The 12,647-nt window shown below is 72.1% G+C and carries 14 protein-coding genes; 2 read left to right on the plus strand and 12 right to left on the minus strand.

The window, feature by feature from the left end; translation table 11 throughout:
- Positions 1–152: 152 nt before the first annotated feature.
- From M8J74_RS03020 to M8J74_RS03060, 9 genes are all read right to left on the minus strand, one after another.
- Positions 153–632 (minus strand): hypothetical protein, encoded by a 480-nt coding sequence (locus M8J74_RS03020; RefSeq protein ID WP_249834911.1) that lies wholly within the window; start codon positions 630–632, stop codon positions 153–155.
- 189 nt (positions 633–821) lie between these two features.
- The gene (locus M8J74_RS03025) at positions 822–1,175 is read right to left on the minus strand and encodes a cytidine deaminase (protein ID WP_249834912.1); all 354 of its coding nucleotides are present in this window, start codon (positions 1,173–1,175) and stop codon (positions 822–824) included.
- A gap of 37 nt (positions 1,176–1,212) precedes the next feature.
- Positions 1,213–1,572: an MmcQ/YjbR family DNA-binding protein gene (locus tag M8J74_RS03030; protein WP_249834913.1), complete on the minus strand. Its 360-nt coding sequence runs from the start codon at positions 1,570–1,572 to the stop codon at positions 1,213–1,215.
- Complete coding sequence (locus M8J74_RS03035; protein ID WP_249834914.1) at positions 1,569–2,873, minus strand: hemolysin family protein; 1,305 nt, start codon at positions 2,871–2,873, stop codon at positions 1,569–1,571. The genes M8J74_RS03030 and M8J74_RS03035 overlap by 4 nt, the downstream gene beginning before the upstream one ends.
- The gene (gene ybeY, locus M8J74_RS03040; protein ID WP_133041065.1) at positions 2,870–3,367 is read right to left on the minus strand and encodes an rRNA maturation RNase YbeY; all 498 of its coding nucleotides are present in this window, start codon (positions 3,365–3,367) and stop codon (positions 2,870–2,872) included. Before ybeY ends, M8J74_RS03035 begins: the two co-directional genes overlap by 4 nt.
- A 14-nt stretch (positions 3,368–3,381) precedes the next feature.
- Entirely contained in the window at positions 3,382–4,455 is a 1,074-nt protein-coding gene (locus tag M8J74_RS03045; RefSeq protein WP_249834915.1) for a PhoH family protein, read from the minus strand.
- A 154-nt stretch (positions 4,456–4,609) separates the two neighbouring features.
- Positions 4,610–5,755 (minus strand): carbohydrate kinase family protein, encoded by a 1,146-nt coding sequence (locus M8J74_RS03050; RefSeq protein ID WP_372500098.1) that lies wholly within the window; start codon positions 5,753–5,755, stop codon positions 4,610–4,612.
- A 102-nt stretch (positions 5,756–5,857) separates the two neighbouring features.
- Entirely contained in the window at positions 5,858–7,147 is a 1,290-nt protein-coding gene (locus M8J74_RS03055; RefSeq protein ID WP_249834916.1) for a glucarate dehydratase family protein, read from the minus strand.
- On the minus strand, positions 7,144–8,109 hold the full coding sequence (locus tag M8J74_RS03060) for a 5-dehydro-4-deoxyglucarate dehydratase (protein WP_372500099.1): 966 nt from the start codon (positions 8,107–8,109) through the stop codon (positions 7,144–7,146). The genes M8J74_RS03055 and M8J74_RS03060 overlap by 4 nt, the downstream gene beginning before the upstream one ends.
- Positions 8,110–8,185: 76 nt before the next feature.
- Here M8J74_RS03060 and M8J74_RS03065 point away from each other — a divergent pair, with 76 nt between their 5' ends.
- Both M8J74_RS03065 and M8J74_RS03070 read left to right on the plus strand, forming a co-directional pair.
- Positions 8,186–8,971, plus strand: a complete 786-nt coding sequence (locus M8J74_RS03065) for an IclR family transcriptional regulator (protein ID WP_249834917.1) — start codon at positions 8,186–8,188, stop codon at positions 8,969–8,971.
- 187 nt (positions 8,972–9,158) lie between these two features.
- Positions 9,159–10,346 (plus strand): MFS transporter, encoded by a 1,188-nt coding sequence (locus tag M8J74_RS03070; RefSeq protein ID WP_249834918.1) that lies wholly within the window; start codon positions 9,159–9,161, stop codon positions 10,344–10,346.
- Here M8J74_RS03070 and M8J74_RS03075 read toward each other — a convergent pair.
- The 3 genes from M8J74_RS03075 to M8J74_RS03085 are packed head-to-tail and all read right to left on the minus strand — an operon-like array spanning position 10,343 to position 12,622.
- Positions 10,343–11,332 (minus strand): adenosine deaminase, encoded by a 990-nt coding sequence (locus M8J74_RS03075; RefSeq protein WP_249834919.1) that lies wholly within the window; start codon positions 11,330–11,332, stop codon positions 10,343–10,345. The genes M8J74_RS03070 and M8J74_RS03075 overlap by 4 nt on opposite strands.
- Positions 11,333–11,352: 20 nt before the next feature.
- The gene (locus M8J74_RS03080; protein ID WP_249834920.1) at positions 11,353–12,258 is read right to left on the minus strand and encodes a ribonuclease Z; all 906 of its coding nucleotides are present in this window, start codon (positions 12,256–12,258) and stop codon (positions 11,353–11,355) included.
- Between the two features lie 10 nt (positions 12,259–12,268).
- Complete coding sequence (locus M8J74_RS03085) at positions 12,269–12,622, minus strand: histidine triad nucleotide-binding protein (protein ID WP_249834921.1); 354 nt, start codon at positions 12,620–12,622, stop codon at positions 12,269–12,271.
- Positions 12,623–12,647: the final 25 nt, after the last annotated feature.

The raw sequence follows: 12,647 nt of genomic DNA on the forward strand, positions 1-12,647 counted from the left end.
AGGTGCCCCCTTCTGTGTGCGCTCACTGGGGGCATTGATGTGTGGATCGCGTGAGAAGTCAATGGAGACGCCGAAATGAACTGATGAACCGTCAGTTCCTGTGTGGCGTACAGGAACTGACGGCACATCGGCGAGAAGAGAACCCGCGTCCGTCAGTCGAAGACGAAGGGGCCCGGGGACTGCGGAGCGGTCGCGGTGCAGGTGATGGTGATGCCGAAGACGGTCATCCGCAGCGAGCCACCGTAGGCGTCCAGGCTGTCACCGGAGGTGACGGTGCCCGAGAGGGGCCCGACGGTGACCGGGTCGCCGGCCGCCATGGCCGGGTTCTGCGTGCCGCTGAAGGTGTTGGTGCCGCCGGTCGCGCCGTTCGCCATGGTGAGGGTGGAGGTGATCGAGTTCGCCGAGAGGGCGATCGGAGCGGTGATCGCGGACGACGTGAGGGTGAGGGTGGCCGACGTGCCGTCCTGGGTGGCGGTGAGTGTGGCCTCGCCGCCGCCGAAGGCACCGCAGTCGGCATTGATGGTCGCCGTGCCGGGGGCGACGGCGAGGGCGCTGGGCGCGAACGCGAGCGACGCGGCCGCGAGGGCCCCCACCGCCATGGCCGCACCTGTGGTCAGTCGTTTGACTCTCATGGGGATCCGGCTCCCTTACTGCCATGCGGGGATGGATGGGAGAGGTCCGCGGCCGTCAGGGGCGGCGTGGTGCGGTACGCCGCGTGGGGGGTGGATCTGACGGCCCGTCGGAACTACCGGTTCCATTGATGCCGGTGGGGCGGGCAGAGGACAAGGACGAATTCCGGACGGTTCTGAAACGGCCGGTATTCAGCCTGCAACCAGGCTGGTCCGTACCGTTCCGTCGGGCCCGGCCAGCAGGACCGGGGTCCCGGCGCCGCCCAGCTCCGCCACCGCCGCCCGGTCCGCGTCCTGCACCGACTCGGCCTCGGTCACCACGGCCGCCGCCTCCAGCGACTTCGCCCCCGAGGCCACCGCCATCGCCACCGCCGTGCGCAGGGCACTCAGTTTCAGTGACGGAAGGTCGACGGTCCCGGCGACGTACGTACGGCCGGTCTCGTCCCGTACGGCCGCCCCCTCGGGCACGCCGTTGCGGGCCCGCGCGGAACGGGCCAGGGTGACGATCTTGCGGTCCTCGAGGTCGAGCGCGCTGCTGTCGGTCATGAACCGAGCATACGGAGCGGGTGCGCCGGGGGTGCGCTCAGGGACGGTCCAGGCGCAGCCGCTCGGCCCTCGGCAGACCGGCCACGACCAGGTCGTACGAGTCCTCGACGAGCTCGCGCAGGAGCCGGTCCGGGAGATCGGCGTCGACCGTGACGGTGTTCCAGTGCCGCTTGTTCATGTGGTAGCCGGGGATGATCAGGCCCGGATGGTCGGCGCGCAGCCGGACGGCGTCCTCGGGGTCGCACTTGAGGTTCACGGTCAGGGGGCTCGCGCCGAGGTTGCTGAGCGCGAACATCTTGCCCAGCACCTTGAAGACCGAGGTCTCCGGGTTGAACGGGAAGTCCTCCACCACCGCGTTGAAGGACAGACACAGGCCGCGCAGTTCCTCGGGGGTCATGCGTCCTTCTCCTCCTCGGGCCCTTCCGCCGGCGCCACCGGCTCCACCAGCACGGTCACGATCTTGTTCCGGCGGCCGGCCGCCGCCTCGGCCGTCAGGCGCAGCTCGCGGCCGTCGGGGAGTTCGACCGTGCTGGAGGCGCCCGCGATGGGCACCCGGCCCAGGGCCTTCGCCAGCAGGCCGCCGACGGTCTCCACGTCCTCGTCGTCGTACTCGTCGAGGCCGTACAGCTCGCCGAGGTCGGTGATGTCGAGCCGGGCGGTGACGCGGAAGCGGTCGTCGCCGAGGTCCTCGACCGGGGGCAGCTCGCGGTCGTACTCGTCGGTGATCTCGCCGACGATCTCCTCCAGGATGTCCTCGATGGTGACGATGCCGGCCGTGCCGCCGTACTCGTCGATGACGACGGCGACGTGGTTGCGCTCCTGCTGCATCTCGCGCAGCAGGTCGCCGGCGTTCTTGGTGTCCGGGACGAAGGCGGCGGGGCGCATCGCCGTCGAGACCAGTTCGGACTCGGCGTCGCGGCTGATGTGCGTCTTGCGGGCCAGGTCCTTCAGGTACACGATGCCGACGATGTCGTCCTCGCTCTCGCCGGTGACCGGGATGCGGGAGAAGCCGGAGCGCAGGGCGAGGGTCAGGGCCTGGCGGATCGTCTTGTAGCGCTCGATGACGACCAGGTCCGTGCGCGGGACCATGACCTCCCGCACGAGCGTGTCGCCGAGCTCGAAGACCGAGTGCACCATGCGGCGCTCCTCGTCCTCGATCAGCGACTCCTTCTCCGCGAGGTCGACCAGCGCGCGCAGCTCCGCCTCGGAGGCGAACGGACCGCGGCGGAAGCCCTTGCCGGGGGTGAGGGCGTTGCCGATGAGGATCAGCAGGTTCGGGATCGGCCCCATGATCCTTGCCAGCGGCAGCAGCACGTACGCCGCCGCCGTCGCCGTGTTCAGCGGGTGCTGGCGGCCGATGGTGCGCGGGGAGACGCCGACGGCGACGTACGACACCAGGACCATGACGCCGATCGCGGCGAGCAGGGCGCGTGTGGTGCCGTGCACGGACTGCAGACAGGCGTACGTCACCAGGGCTGCGGCCGCCATCTCGCAGGCGACGCGGACCAGCAGGGCGACGTTCAGATAGCGGGTGGGGTCGGCCGCCACCTGCGCGAGCCTGTCGCTGCCTCGGCGGCCGGAGCGGACCGCCTCCTCGGCGCGGAAGCTCGAGACGCGGGCGAGGCCCGCCTCAGCACAGGCGGCGAGCCACGCGACGACGACCAGGGCGACGGCGCCCGCGACGATCTGCCCACTCATGAGACGGTCGGGGCCGGGGACGGGCCGGTCAGGCCCTTCTCCGCGCGCCAGCCGTCCACGATGGCCGCCTGCAGGCCGAACATCTCGGCCTTCTCGTCCGGTTCCTCGTGGTCGTAGCCGAGCAGGTGCAGCACGCCGTGGACGGTGAGCAGCTGGAGCTCCTCGTCCATGGAGTGCTGCGTCTCGGCTTCCTCGCCCTGCTTCTTGGCGACCTCGGGGCACAGCACGATGTCGCCGAGGAGGCCCTGCGGGGGCTCGTCGTCGTCCTTCGACGGCGGACGCAGCTCGTCCATCGGGAAGGACATGACGTCCGTCGGCCCCGGCAGGTCCATCCACTGGATGTGCAACTGCTCCATGGCGTCGGCGTCCACCACGATCACCGAGAGCTCGGAGAGCGGGTGGATGCGCATCCGCGCGAGTGCGTAGCGGGCGATGTCGAGGATCGCCTGCTCGTCGACCTCGGTTCCGGACTCGTTGTTGACGTCGATCGACATGGCGCTGTGGTTTTCTACTTCCCCTTGTGCCCGGACTGCCTGCCCCGGCCGCCCTTGTGGGAGCCGTTCTCGGTGCCGTGCTTGCTGTCGTACTTCTCGTACGCGTCGACGATACGGCCCACCAGCTTGTGCCGTACGACGTCGTGGGAGGACAGCCGGGAGAAGTGGACGTCGTCGAGGCCCTCGAGGATGTCCTGGACCTGGCGCAGACCCGACTTGGTGCCGTTCGGCAGGTCGACCTGCGTCACGTCACCGGTGATCACGATCTTCGAGTCGAAGCCGAGGCGGGTGAGGAACATCTTCATCTGCTCGGGCGAGGTGTTCTGGGCCTCGTCGAGGATGATGAAGGCGTCGTTGAGCGTGCGGCCGCGCATGTACGCCAGCGGCGCGACCTCGATCGTCCCGGCCGCCATCAGCCGCGGGATCGAGTCCGGGTCGAGCATGTCGTGCAGCGCGTCGTACAGCGGGCGCAGGTACGGGTCGATCTTCTCGTAGAGCGTGCCGGGAAGGAAGCCCAGGCGCTCGCCGGCCTCGACCGCGGGGCGGGTCAGGATGATCCGGTTGACCTGCTTGGACTGCAGGGCCTGCACCGCCTTCGCCATGGCGAGGTAGGTCTTGCCCGTACCGGCGGGGCCGATGCCGAAGACGATCGTGTGCTTGTCGATCGCGTCGACGTACCGCTTCTGGTTGAGGGTCTTGGGGCGGATGGTGCGACCACGGGAGGACAGGATGTTCTGCGTCAGTACCTCGGCCGGGGTCTCCTGGCCGTCGCTCGTCCCGTTCTCGCTCGCCTTCAGCATGGCGATCGAGCGTTCCACTGCGTCCTCCGTCATCGGCTGCCCGGTGCGGAGCACCAGCATCATCTCTTCGAAAACGCGCGAGACGAGGGCCACCTCGACCGGGTCGCCGACCGCGCTGATCTCATTGCCCCGGACGTGGATGTCGGCCCCCGGGAAGGCCTTCTCGATCACGCGCAGGAGGGAGTCGCCGGACCCCAGGACGGTCACCATGGGGTGCTGGGCGGGGACGGTGAACTGCGCTCTCGCCTGCTCCTGCGCGGGGGTGTGAGCTGTGGGTGTCTGAGTCATGGGCCGGCTCTGTAGGCCTTGCTCGTCCTCCTAGATACGGCACGCACGCCACAAGGGCGGCCTGGCGGTTTCCAGGGTACGCCGGTGAACTGACAACGCCGTAGGACTTTTCGACGGCCCGACCCCCCGCGGGCCGGGTGCGGTGCGGCGGGGCCTACGCCTGCCGGAAGCCGATGGTGGGGACCGCGCGGCGCAGGGGCCAGGGGCGTGCGGCCTCCTCCGGGATCAGGTGCTCCAGGAAGGCGTACCGGCGCAGGGCGGCGGGGTCCTGGCCCTCCACCGACTGCACCCTGCGCCACCAGGCCGCGATCTCCGACCAGCCCGGCGCCGACAGCGACCCGCCGAACTCCTGCACCGACAGGGCGGCGGTGAGCCCCGCGAACGCCAGCCGGTCGGCGAGCGGCCAGCCCGCGAGGGTGCCGGTGACGAAGCCGGCGACGAACACGTCCCCCGCGCCGGTGGGGTCCATGGCCTCCACGTCGATGGCGGGCACCTCGGCGCTCTCGCCGGTGCGCCGGTCCACGGCGTAGGCGCCCTCCGCGCCGAGGGTGACGACGGCGAGCGGCACGTGTTCGGTCAGGGCGTGGGCGGCGGCCCGGGGGCAGCCGGCCCCCGTGTACCGCATCGCCTCCTCGGCGTTCGGCAGGAAGGCCTCGCAGTGCTCCAGGTCGGCCAGTCCCGCCAGGTCCCAGGCGCCGGTGTCGTCCCAGCCGACGTCGCCGAAGACCCGGGTGCCGTGGGCGGCGGCCCGGGCGATCCAGGGCTCGCGCCGGCCCGGCGTGAGGGAGGCGACGGCGGCCCGCGCGCGGGGCGGGCAGTCGGGGGCGGCCGCCCGGCGGAGGGCCGCCTCGGGGGGCGGCTCGTGGCCGTGGGAGACCATGGTGCGCTCGCCCTCGTACGCCATGGAGACGGTGACCGGGGAGTGCCAGCCGGGGACGGTGCGGGAGGGCGAGAGGTCGATGCCCTCACCCTGCTCCAGGGCGTCCCAGCAGTACTCGCCGTAGTGGTCGTCGCCGAAGGCGGCCGCGAGGGACGTCCTCAGCCCGAGGCGGGCGAGCGCGGTGGCCATGTTGGCGACGCCGCCGGGGCTCGACCCCATGCCGCGCGCCCAGGACTCGGTCCCGCGCACCGGGGCGGAGTCGAGCCCGGTGAAGATGATGTCCAGGAAGACGGTACCGGTGAGGTACACGTCCCAGGGCGGGTCGTCCGGCGCGCGCAGGGCGGCCAGGGGGTCGACCCGGGCCTGGCACTGCGGTCCCTCGGTGATGGGCGACGGTCCCTTTCCGTTGGGCGCGATCACGGGCACTCCCCTGGCGTGGTGCGGTTCAGGCCAAGTGTGCACCACATCACCGGCGGTCGGCCGCCGCTTGGGCCCCGCCCGTCCCGTCCCGCCGGGGCGCGGCTACCAGCGCGGTACGGCCGGTGTCCGCCACTCGGGGTCGGCGACCCGCATGGCCGCCGCGTCGTCGCGGTCCCGCAGCGAACCGTCGTCGTCCAGCCACCGCCGGTGCAGGAACCGCAGCTTGTCGGGGTCGACCCGGACGCCGAGACCGGGTGCGTCGGAGACCTTCACCGCGCCCGCGTCGAAGGTCAGCCGCTCGGTGAGCACGTCCTCCGACTGCCAGGGGTAGTGGGAGTCGCAGGCGTGGTGGAGGTTCGGGACGGTCGCGGCCACGTGGGTCATCGCGGCCAGGCTGATGCCGAGGTGGGTGTTGGAGTGCATGGAGACGCCGACGCCGAACGTGCGGCAGATCGCGGCCAGTTGCTGGGTGTTGCGCAGTCCGCCCCAGTAGTGGTGGTCGGAGAGGACGACCTGGACGGCGTCCTTGGTGAACGCCTCCCTGATCTCGGCGAACGTCGTCACGCACATGTTGGTGGCGAGCGGCACGTCGGTGCCGGCGGCGACCTCGGCCATGGCGGGGGTGCCGAGCGCGGGGTCCTCCAGGTACTCCAGGACGTCGCCCAGTTCCTTCGCCACCTTCAGTGAAGTGGCGACCGACCAGGCGCCGTTGGGGTCCAGGCGCAGGGGGTGGCCGGGGAAGGCGGCGGCCAGCGCCCGGACGGCGGCGATCTCCTCCTCCGGCGGGAACACCCCGCCCTTGAGCTTGAACGAGGTGAACCCGTACCGCTCCGTGAACCGCCGTGCCTGCTCCACGATCCCGGCCGGGTCGAGGGCGGCTCCCCAGTCGTCCTGCTCGCAGGGCACGCCCTCGGGATGGCCGGCCCACTTGTAGAACAGGTAGGCGCTGTACTCGACGGTGTCGCGCACCTTGCCGCCGAGCAGGGCGTGCACGGGCAGCCCGAGCGCCTTGCCGAGGGCGTCCAGGCAGGCGACCTCGAAGCCGGAGACGACGGACAGCCGCAGCTTGTCGGCGGTCTGCACCCCGCGCAGCCCGCCGACGTCGACCTGCCCGGAGGTCCGGGCCTCGTCCACGGCGACCTCGTCGGCGACGGTGAACAGGCCGTTCAGATCGCTGACCGGCCGCCCCACGAGCCTTTGCGCGAAGGGCCGGGCCAGCTCCAGGTACTTGGTGTCGCCGTAGGTCTCGCCGACTCCCGTGACCCCGTCGGCGGTGACGACCTCCACGATCAGCCGCGGGGTGTACGGCTGGTGCACGCCCTGTGTGTTCAGCAGCGGCGGATCGGCGACCAGGATCGGGGTCAGCCGTACGTCGGTGATCGTGAGGTTCACAGGGTCGCTCCTACGAGGTCGAGTCCGGAGGCGAGCAGGGTCTCCAGGTCGGCGAGATCGGCGGGTGAGGGGTCGGTGAGCGGGGCGCGGACGGGGCCGACGGGGCGGCCGCGGAGCCGGGCGGCGGCCTTGACCAGGGACACGGCGTATCCCGGCACGCGGTCGCGGAGTTCGACGAACGGGACGTAGAAGTCCCGCAGCAGCCGCTCCACGCCCTTGTCGTCGCCCGCGCGCAGGGCGCCGAAGAAGGCGTTCGCGATCTCGGGGGCGAAGGCGTGGACGGCGGAGGAGTAGGCGGGGACGCCGACGGTGGCGTAGGCGCGGGCCTGGATCTCGGCGGTGGCGGCGCCGTTGAAGAACAGGAAGCCCTCGGGGGCGGCCAGGGTGAGGCGCTGGAGGCGGTCGAGGTCGCTGTGTCCGTCCTTGAGGCCGATGACGTTCGGGATGTCCGCGATCCGCCGCAGTGCGGCCGGTGTGTAGGCGACCTGGCCGCGCTGGTAGGCGACGAGCGGGAGCCGGGTGCGGGCGGCGAGCCGCTCCAGCTGGGCGACGAGGCCGTCCTGCGGGGCGGCGACGAGGTAGTGCGGGAGCACCAGCAGCGCGTCGGCGCCGGCCTCCTCGGCGACGCGGGCGAACCGGGCGGCCTGCGCCCAGCCGTAGCCGACCCCGGCGACGACGGGGACCCTCCCGCCAGCCTCCTCGACGGCGGCGGTCACGACCTGCCGGTACTCCTCCTCGTCCAGCGAGAAGAACTCGCCGGTGCCGCAGGCGGGGAACACGGCGCCGGGCGCGGTGGCGAGCTGGGCCGCGACATGGGCGCGGAAGCCGTCCAGGTCGAGGGAGCCGTCGTCGTGGAAGGAGGTGAGGGGGAAGGAGAGCACCCCGCTCTCCATGCCGTGCCGCAGCCTTCGCGCAGTCGTTTCCGTCTCGCCCGTCACGTCGTCTCCCCATGTAGATGTCATCCACGTATGAAGACAGAGACTAGATAGGTGAACCACGTCCGTCAACGGGCACGTACCGGCGGACTACCATCGCCCCATGTCGGAGACAGGCGGTGGCGTACGCGAGGTGAAGTCCGCGGCGCGGACGGTCGAGCTGCTGGAACTGCTCGCCGCGCGCGGCGACCGGCCGGCCCGGCTGCAGGAGCTGGCCGAGGCCCTCCAGGTGCCGCGCAGCTCGATGTACGCCCTGCTCCAGACGCTGATCGGCCGCGGCTGGGTGCGCACGGACGTCACCGGCTCCCTCTACGGCATCGGCATCCACGCCCTGCTGACCGGCACCAGCTATCTGGACTCCGACCCCCGCGTGCGGGCCGTACGGCCGTACCTGGACGAGGCGTCGGAGGCGCTGGGCGAGACGATCCACCTGGGGCGCCTGGACGGCCGGGACGTCGCCTATCTGGCCACCCGTGAGTCGCACGAGTACCTGCGCACGATCAGCAGGGTCGGCCGCCGCCTCCCGGCGCACGTGGGCGCCCTGGGCAAGGCGCTGCTGGCCGAGCGCCCCGACGAGGACCTGCCCGAAGGCCCCTATGAGGCCCTCACAGCCAACACCCTCACCACCCGGCCGGCGCTCGCCGCCGATCTCGCCGAGGTGCGCGCCCGCGGCTACGCGATCGACCGCGAGGAGGGCGTCCTCGGCATCGTCGGCTTCGGCTTCGCGCTGCGCTACGACACACCGGCACAGGACGCGGTCAGCTGCTCGGTGCCGGTAGCCCGGCTGACACCCGGGCACGAGGAGCGGATCGTGGCGGTGATGCGGGAGATCAGGGCCAAGATCGAGGCGACCGCACCGGGCGCGGGTGGCTCGGCGCACTGGCGCTGAGGCGCCGAGCGAGGCCCGCTCCTACCCGAACCCTCCCACCCCAAACACAACGTGCGCCACATCACACCCCCGCCCCTTCTTCCGTAACCGCGTGCTTGATACAACTTGCTCGCGCGTTCCTGTCCGTCGACGGCCTGCGCCCCACCCCCTTCTCGCACCGCTCCTTTCGCATGCCCTGGGAACGCCCGTGTTCGCCCCCCGCACCATCGCCTGGCCCCTCGTCGCCCTTTTCACGGCCGGGTACCTCGCTCCCTACCTGCTGCCCACCACCGTGGGCCGGCTGGACTCGGGACTGCCGCTGACCACCACGCAGGCGGGCGCGCTCGGCAGCGCGCTGCTGCTGAGCTCCGCCTCCGCCGGATTCGTCCTCGCCTCGCGGGTGGAGCGGATCGGCGCCCGCACCCTGGCCCGTATCGGCCTGACCCTGGCCGTCCTCGGCTACGGCACCGCCGCGCTGACCGGCAGCGTCCCGGCGGTCGTCGTCGGCGCCCTGATCGGCGGCCTCGGCTCCGGCACGGCCACGACGGTCGCCGCGACCGGAATCGCCGCACAGCCCGACCCGCACCGCACGACCACCCTCGGCCTGCTCGGCGTCTCCGCCCTCGCGGGCGCCGTCTATCTGACGGTCCCCCACCTCGGCCCGGGCCACGGGCAGCCGCTGGCCGCGATCGCCCTCACCGCCCTGGCCGTCTGGCCGCTCACCGGCCGCCTCCCGGTCCGTACGGCGGCCGCGCACAGCCCCCTGGACGGCGGCCGCCTCCCCCACCGCCGCCCCGGCGCGGTCCTCGCCGCCACCATGCTCTGCTGGTCCCTCGCCCAGAACGCCCTGTGGGGTGTCAGCGGCCGGATCGGCCTGGCCCAGGCCCACTTGACGGAGGCCGCCGTCGGCGCGGTCTTCGCGGTGGCGCTCGGCGCCGGGCTGCTGGGCGTGACGGTCGCGGGCGCGATCGGACCCCGGTTCGGACGGGCGCTGCCGGTCGGCGGCGGCACGGCCGTCATCGCGGGCTGCGTCGTGCTGAGCGCGTCCGCCGCCGACCTGACGTCCTTCGCGGCCGGCGAGATCGCCTGGAACCTGCTCTACCCGGTCGTCCTGTCGTACGTCATCGGCCTCGCCGCGTCCCTGGACCCACGGGGGCGCTGGGCGGTGCTGGTGGGGTCGGCGTCCTCGCTGGGGACGGCGGCGGGGCCGCTGACGGGGAGCGTGCTGGCGACTCGTGCGGGGTTCCCGATGATGGGGGCGGTGCTGGCGTGCGGGCTCCTGGTGATCGCCGTGCCCATGACGCTGGTCGCGCTGGGCGCCGGACGACGCTCGCTGCCGGTCGTGGAGATCCCCGTGGAGACCACGCTCGCCTACGACACCACGGCCGCCGCCTAGAACGCGTACGCCTCCACCTCGGCGAGGTACCGGGCCCGGCGCTCCTCGTCGTCCTCCAGGAAGGAGGCGAGGAAGGAGTTGCGGGCCAGCTCGCGCAGCCGGTCCTCCGACAGCCCGAGCGTCTGCCGCACGGCGTCGAAGTTGTCGCCCGCGTAGCCGCCGAAGTAGGCCGGGTCGTCGGAGTTGACCGTGCACATCAGTCCCGCGTCCAGCATGGCCGGAAGCGGGTGGTCGGCCAGGGTGTCGACCGTGCGCAGGCGGACGTTCGACAGGGGGCACAGGGTCAGCGGGACGCGGTCGCGGACCAGCCGGGCCACCAGCGCGGGGTCCTCCATGCAGCGCAGCCCGTGGTCGACCCGCTCGACGCCGAGGACGTCCAGCGCCTCGGTGACGTACTCCGGCGGCCCCTCCTCGCCCGCGTGCGCGACGCGCCGCAGTCCGAGGGCGGCGGCGGCCTCGTACACCTCGCGGAACTTCACCGGCGGGTGGCCGACCTCGGCCGAGTCCAGACCGACGCCGGTGATCCGGTCCAGGTACGGCTCGGCGGCCCGCAGGGTCTCCAGCGCCGACTCCGCGGACTCGTCACGCAGGAAGCACAGGATGAGCCGGGTGGAGATGCCGTGCCTCGCCTCGCTGCTCCCCAGCGCCCGCCACAGCCCCTCCACCACCGTGCCCATGTCCACGCCCCGCGCCAGATGGGCCTGCGGGTCGAAGAAGATCTCCGCGTGCCGCACGCCCTGCGCGGCGGCCCGGGCGAGGTAGGCGTCCGCCAGGTCCGCGAAGTCCTGCTCGGTGCGCAGGACGGCCATGAGCTCGTAGTACAGGTTCAGAAAGGACTGCAGGTCCTGGAAGTCGTAGGCCTTGCGCAGGGCGTCCGTGTCGGCGTACGGCAGCTCGACGCCGTTGCGGGCGGCCAGCTCGAAGGCGAGCTCCGGCTCCAGGGTGCCTTCGATGTGGAGGTGCAGTTCAGCTTTGGGGAGGGGCATCGCAGTATCGTACGGGTGTTTTACCGACGTTTCGGAACCGGTACCCGCAGGAGATCGTGCGCGACGGTCAGCTCTCCCTCGAAGCCGGCCGCCCTCGCCTGCCGCTCGAACTCCTCGGGGTCGGTGTAGCGCTGGCTGAAGTGCGTCAGCACCAGGTGCCGCACACCCGCGTCCCGGGCCACGGCCGCCGCCTGGCCCGCGGTCAGGTGGCCGTGCTCGACCGCGAGGTCGGTGTCCTCGTCGAGGAAGGTCGACTCGATGACGAGGAGGTCGCAGCCGTCGGCCAGCGCGTGCACGCCCTCGCACAGGCGGGTGTCCATGACGAACGCGAACCGCTGACCGCGGCGGACCTCGCTGACGTCGTCGAGCGAGACGCCGCCCAGCGAACCCTCGCGCTGCAGGCGGCCCACGTCGGGGCCCTTGATGCCGTGCGCGGCGAGCCGGTCGGGCAGCATCCGGCGGCCGTCGGGCTCGGTGAGGCGGTAGCCGTAGGACTCCACGGGGTGGGAGAGCCGGTGGGCGTCGAGGGTGTACGACGGGGTGGCGGCCAGGGGGCCGTCCCGGTCCACCGGCGCCTCCGTGACGCCGACGGTCTCGCGGTACGCCGTCGCGTACCGCAGCCGGTCGAAGAAGCGCTGCCCGGACTTCGGGTAGTGGGCGGTGATCTCGTGCGGGACCTTGTCGAGGTTGATCCGCTGGATCACGCCGGCCAGGCCGAGGGAGTGGTCGCCGTGGAAGTGGGTGACGCAGATGCGGTTCAGGTCGTGCGCGGCGACCCCGGCACGCAGCATCTGGCGCTGGGTGCCCTCGCCGGGATCGAAGAGGATGCCCTCGCCGTCCCAGCGGAGCAGATAGCCGTTGTGGTTGCGGTGCCGGGTCGGGACCTGGCTGGCCGTGCCGAGGACCACCAATTCGCGTACGGACACGATGCGTCGGCTAGCCGGGGGGCCACTGCAGGCCGCGGCCGCCGAGGACGTGGGCGTGCGCGTGGAAGACGGTCTGGCCGGCGCCGGGGCCGGTGTTGAAGACGACGCGGTAGCTGTCGAGCTTCTCCTCGTCGGCGACCTCCTTCGTCTCGTGCAGGACGTCGGCGGCGAGTTCCGGTGCGGCGGCGGCCAGTTCGGCCGCGTTCGGGTAGTGGGCCCTGGGGATCACCAGGACGTGGGTGGGCGCCTGGGGGTTGATGTCCCGGAAGGCGACGGTCGTGTCCGTCTCGCGCACGATCGTCGCGGGGACGTGCCCTGCGATGATCTTGCAGAACAGGCAGTCGTCCTGCGGTTCCCCGGCCATATCGGTTCCTCCAGGCGGTTGATCG

The sequence above is a fragment of the Streptomyces panaciradicis genome, from assembly GCF_023516615.1.
In the GTDB taxonomy this organism is placed as follows: domain Bacteria; phylum Actinomycetota; class Actinomycetes; order Streptomycetales; family Streptomycetaceae; genus Streptomyces; species Streptomyces panaciradicis.

What these genes read in the sequence shown, in the direction of transcription:
- ybeY (WP_133041065.1), bottom strand. Translation starts at nt 3,367, where the DNA reads ATGTCGATCGACGTCAACAACGAGTCCGGAACCGAGGTCGACGAGCAG.
- M8J74_RS03075 (WP_249834919.1), bottom strand. Translation starts at nt 11,332, where the DNA reads ATGCCCCTCCCCAAAGCTGAACTGCACCTCCACATCGAAGGCACCCTG.
- M8J74_RS03065 (WP_249834917.1), top strand. Translation starts at nt 8,186, where the DNA reads ATGTCGGAGACAGGCGGTGGCGTACGCGAGGTGAAGTCCGCGGCGCGG.
- M8J74_RS03085 (WP_249834921.1), bottom strand. Translation starts at nt 12,622, where the DNA reads ATGGCCGGGGAACCGCAGGACGACTGCCTGTTCTGCAAGATCATCGCA.
- M8J74_RS03020 (WP_249834911.1), bottom strand. Translation starts at nt 632, where the DNA reads ATGAGAGTCAAACGACTGACCACAGGTGCGGCCATGGCGGTGGGGGCC.
- M8J74_RS03035 (WP_249834914.1), bottom strand. Translation starts at nt 2,873, where the DNA reads ATGAGTGGGCAGATCGTCGCGGGCGCCGTCGCCCTGGTCGTCGTCGCG.
- M8J74_RS03030 (WP_249834913.1), bottom strand. Translation starts at nt 1,572, where the DNA reads ATGACCCCCGAGGAACTGCGCGGCCTGTGTCTGTCCTTCAACGCGGTG.
- M8J74_RS03025 (WP_249834912.1), bottom strand. Translation starts at nt 1,175, where the DNA reads ATGACCGACAGCAGCGCGCTCGACCTCGAGGACCGCAAGATCGTCACC.
- M8J74_RS03060 (WP_372500099.1), bottom strand. Translation starts at nt 8,109, where the DNA reads ATGACATCTACATGGGGAGACGACGTGACGGGCGAGACGGAAACGACT.
- M8J74_RS03045 (WP_249834915.1), bottom strand. Translation starts at nt 4,455, where the DNA reads ATGACTCAGACACCCACAGCTCACACCCCCGCGCAGGAGCAGGCGAGA.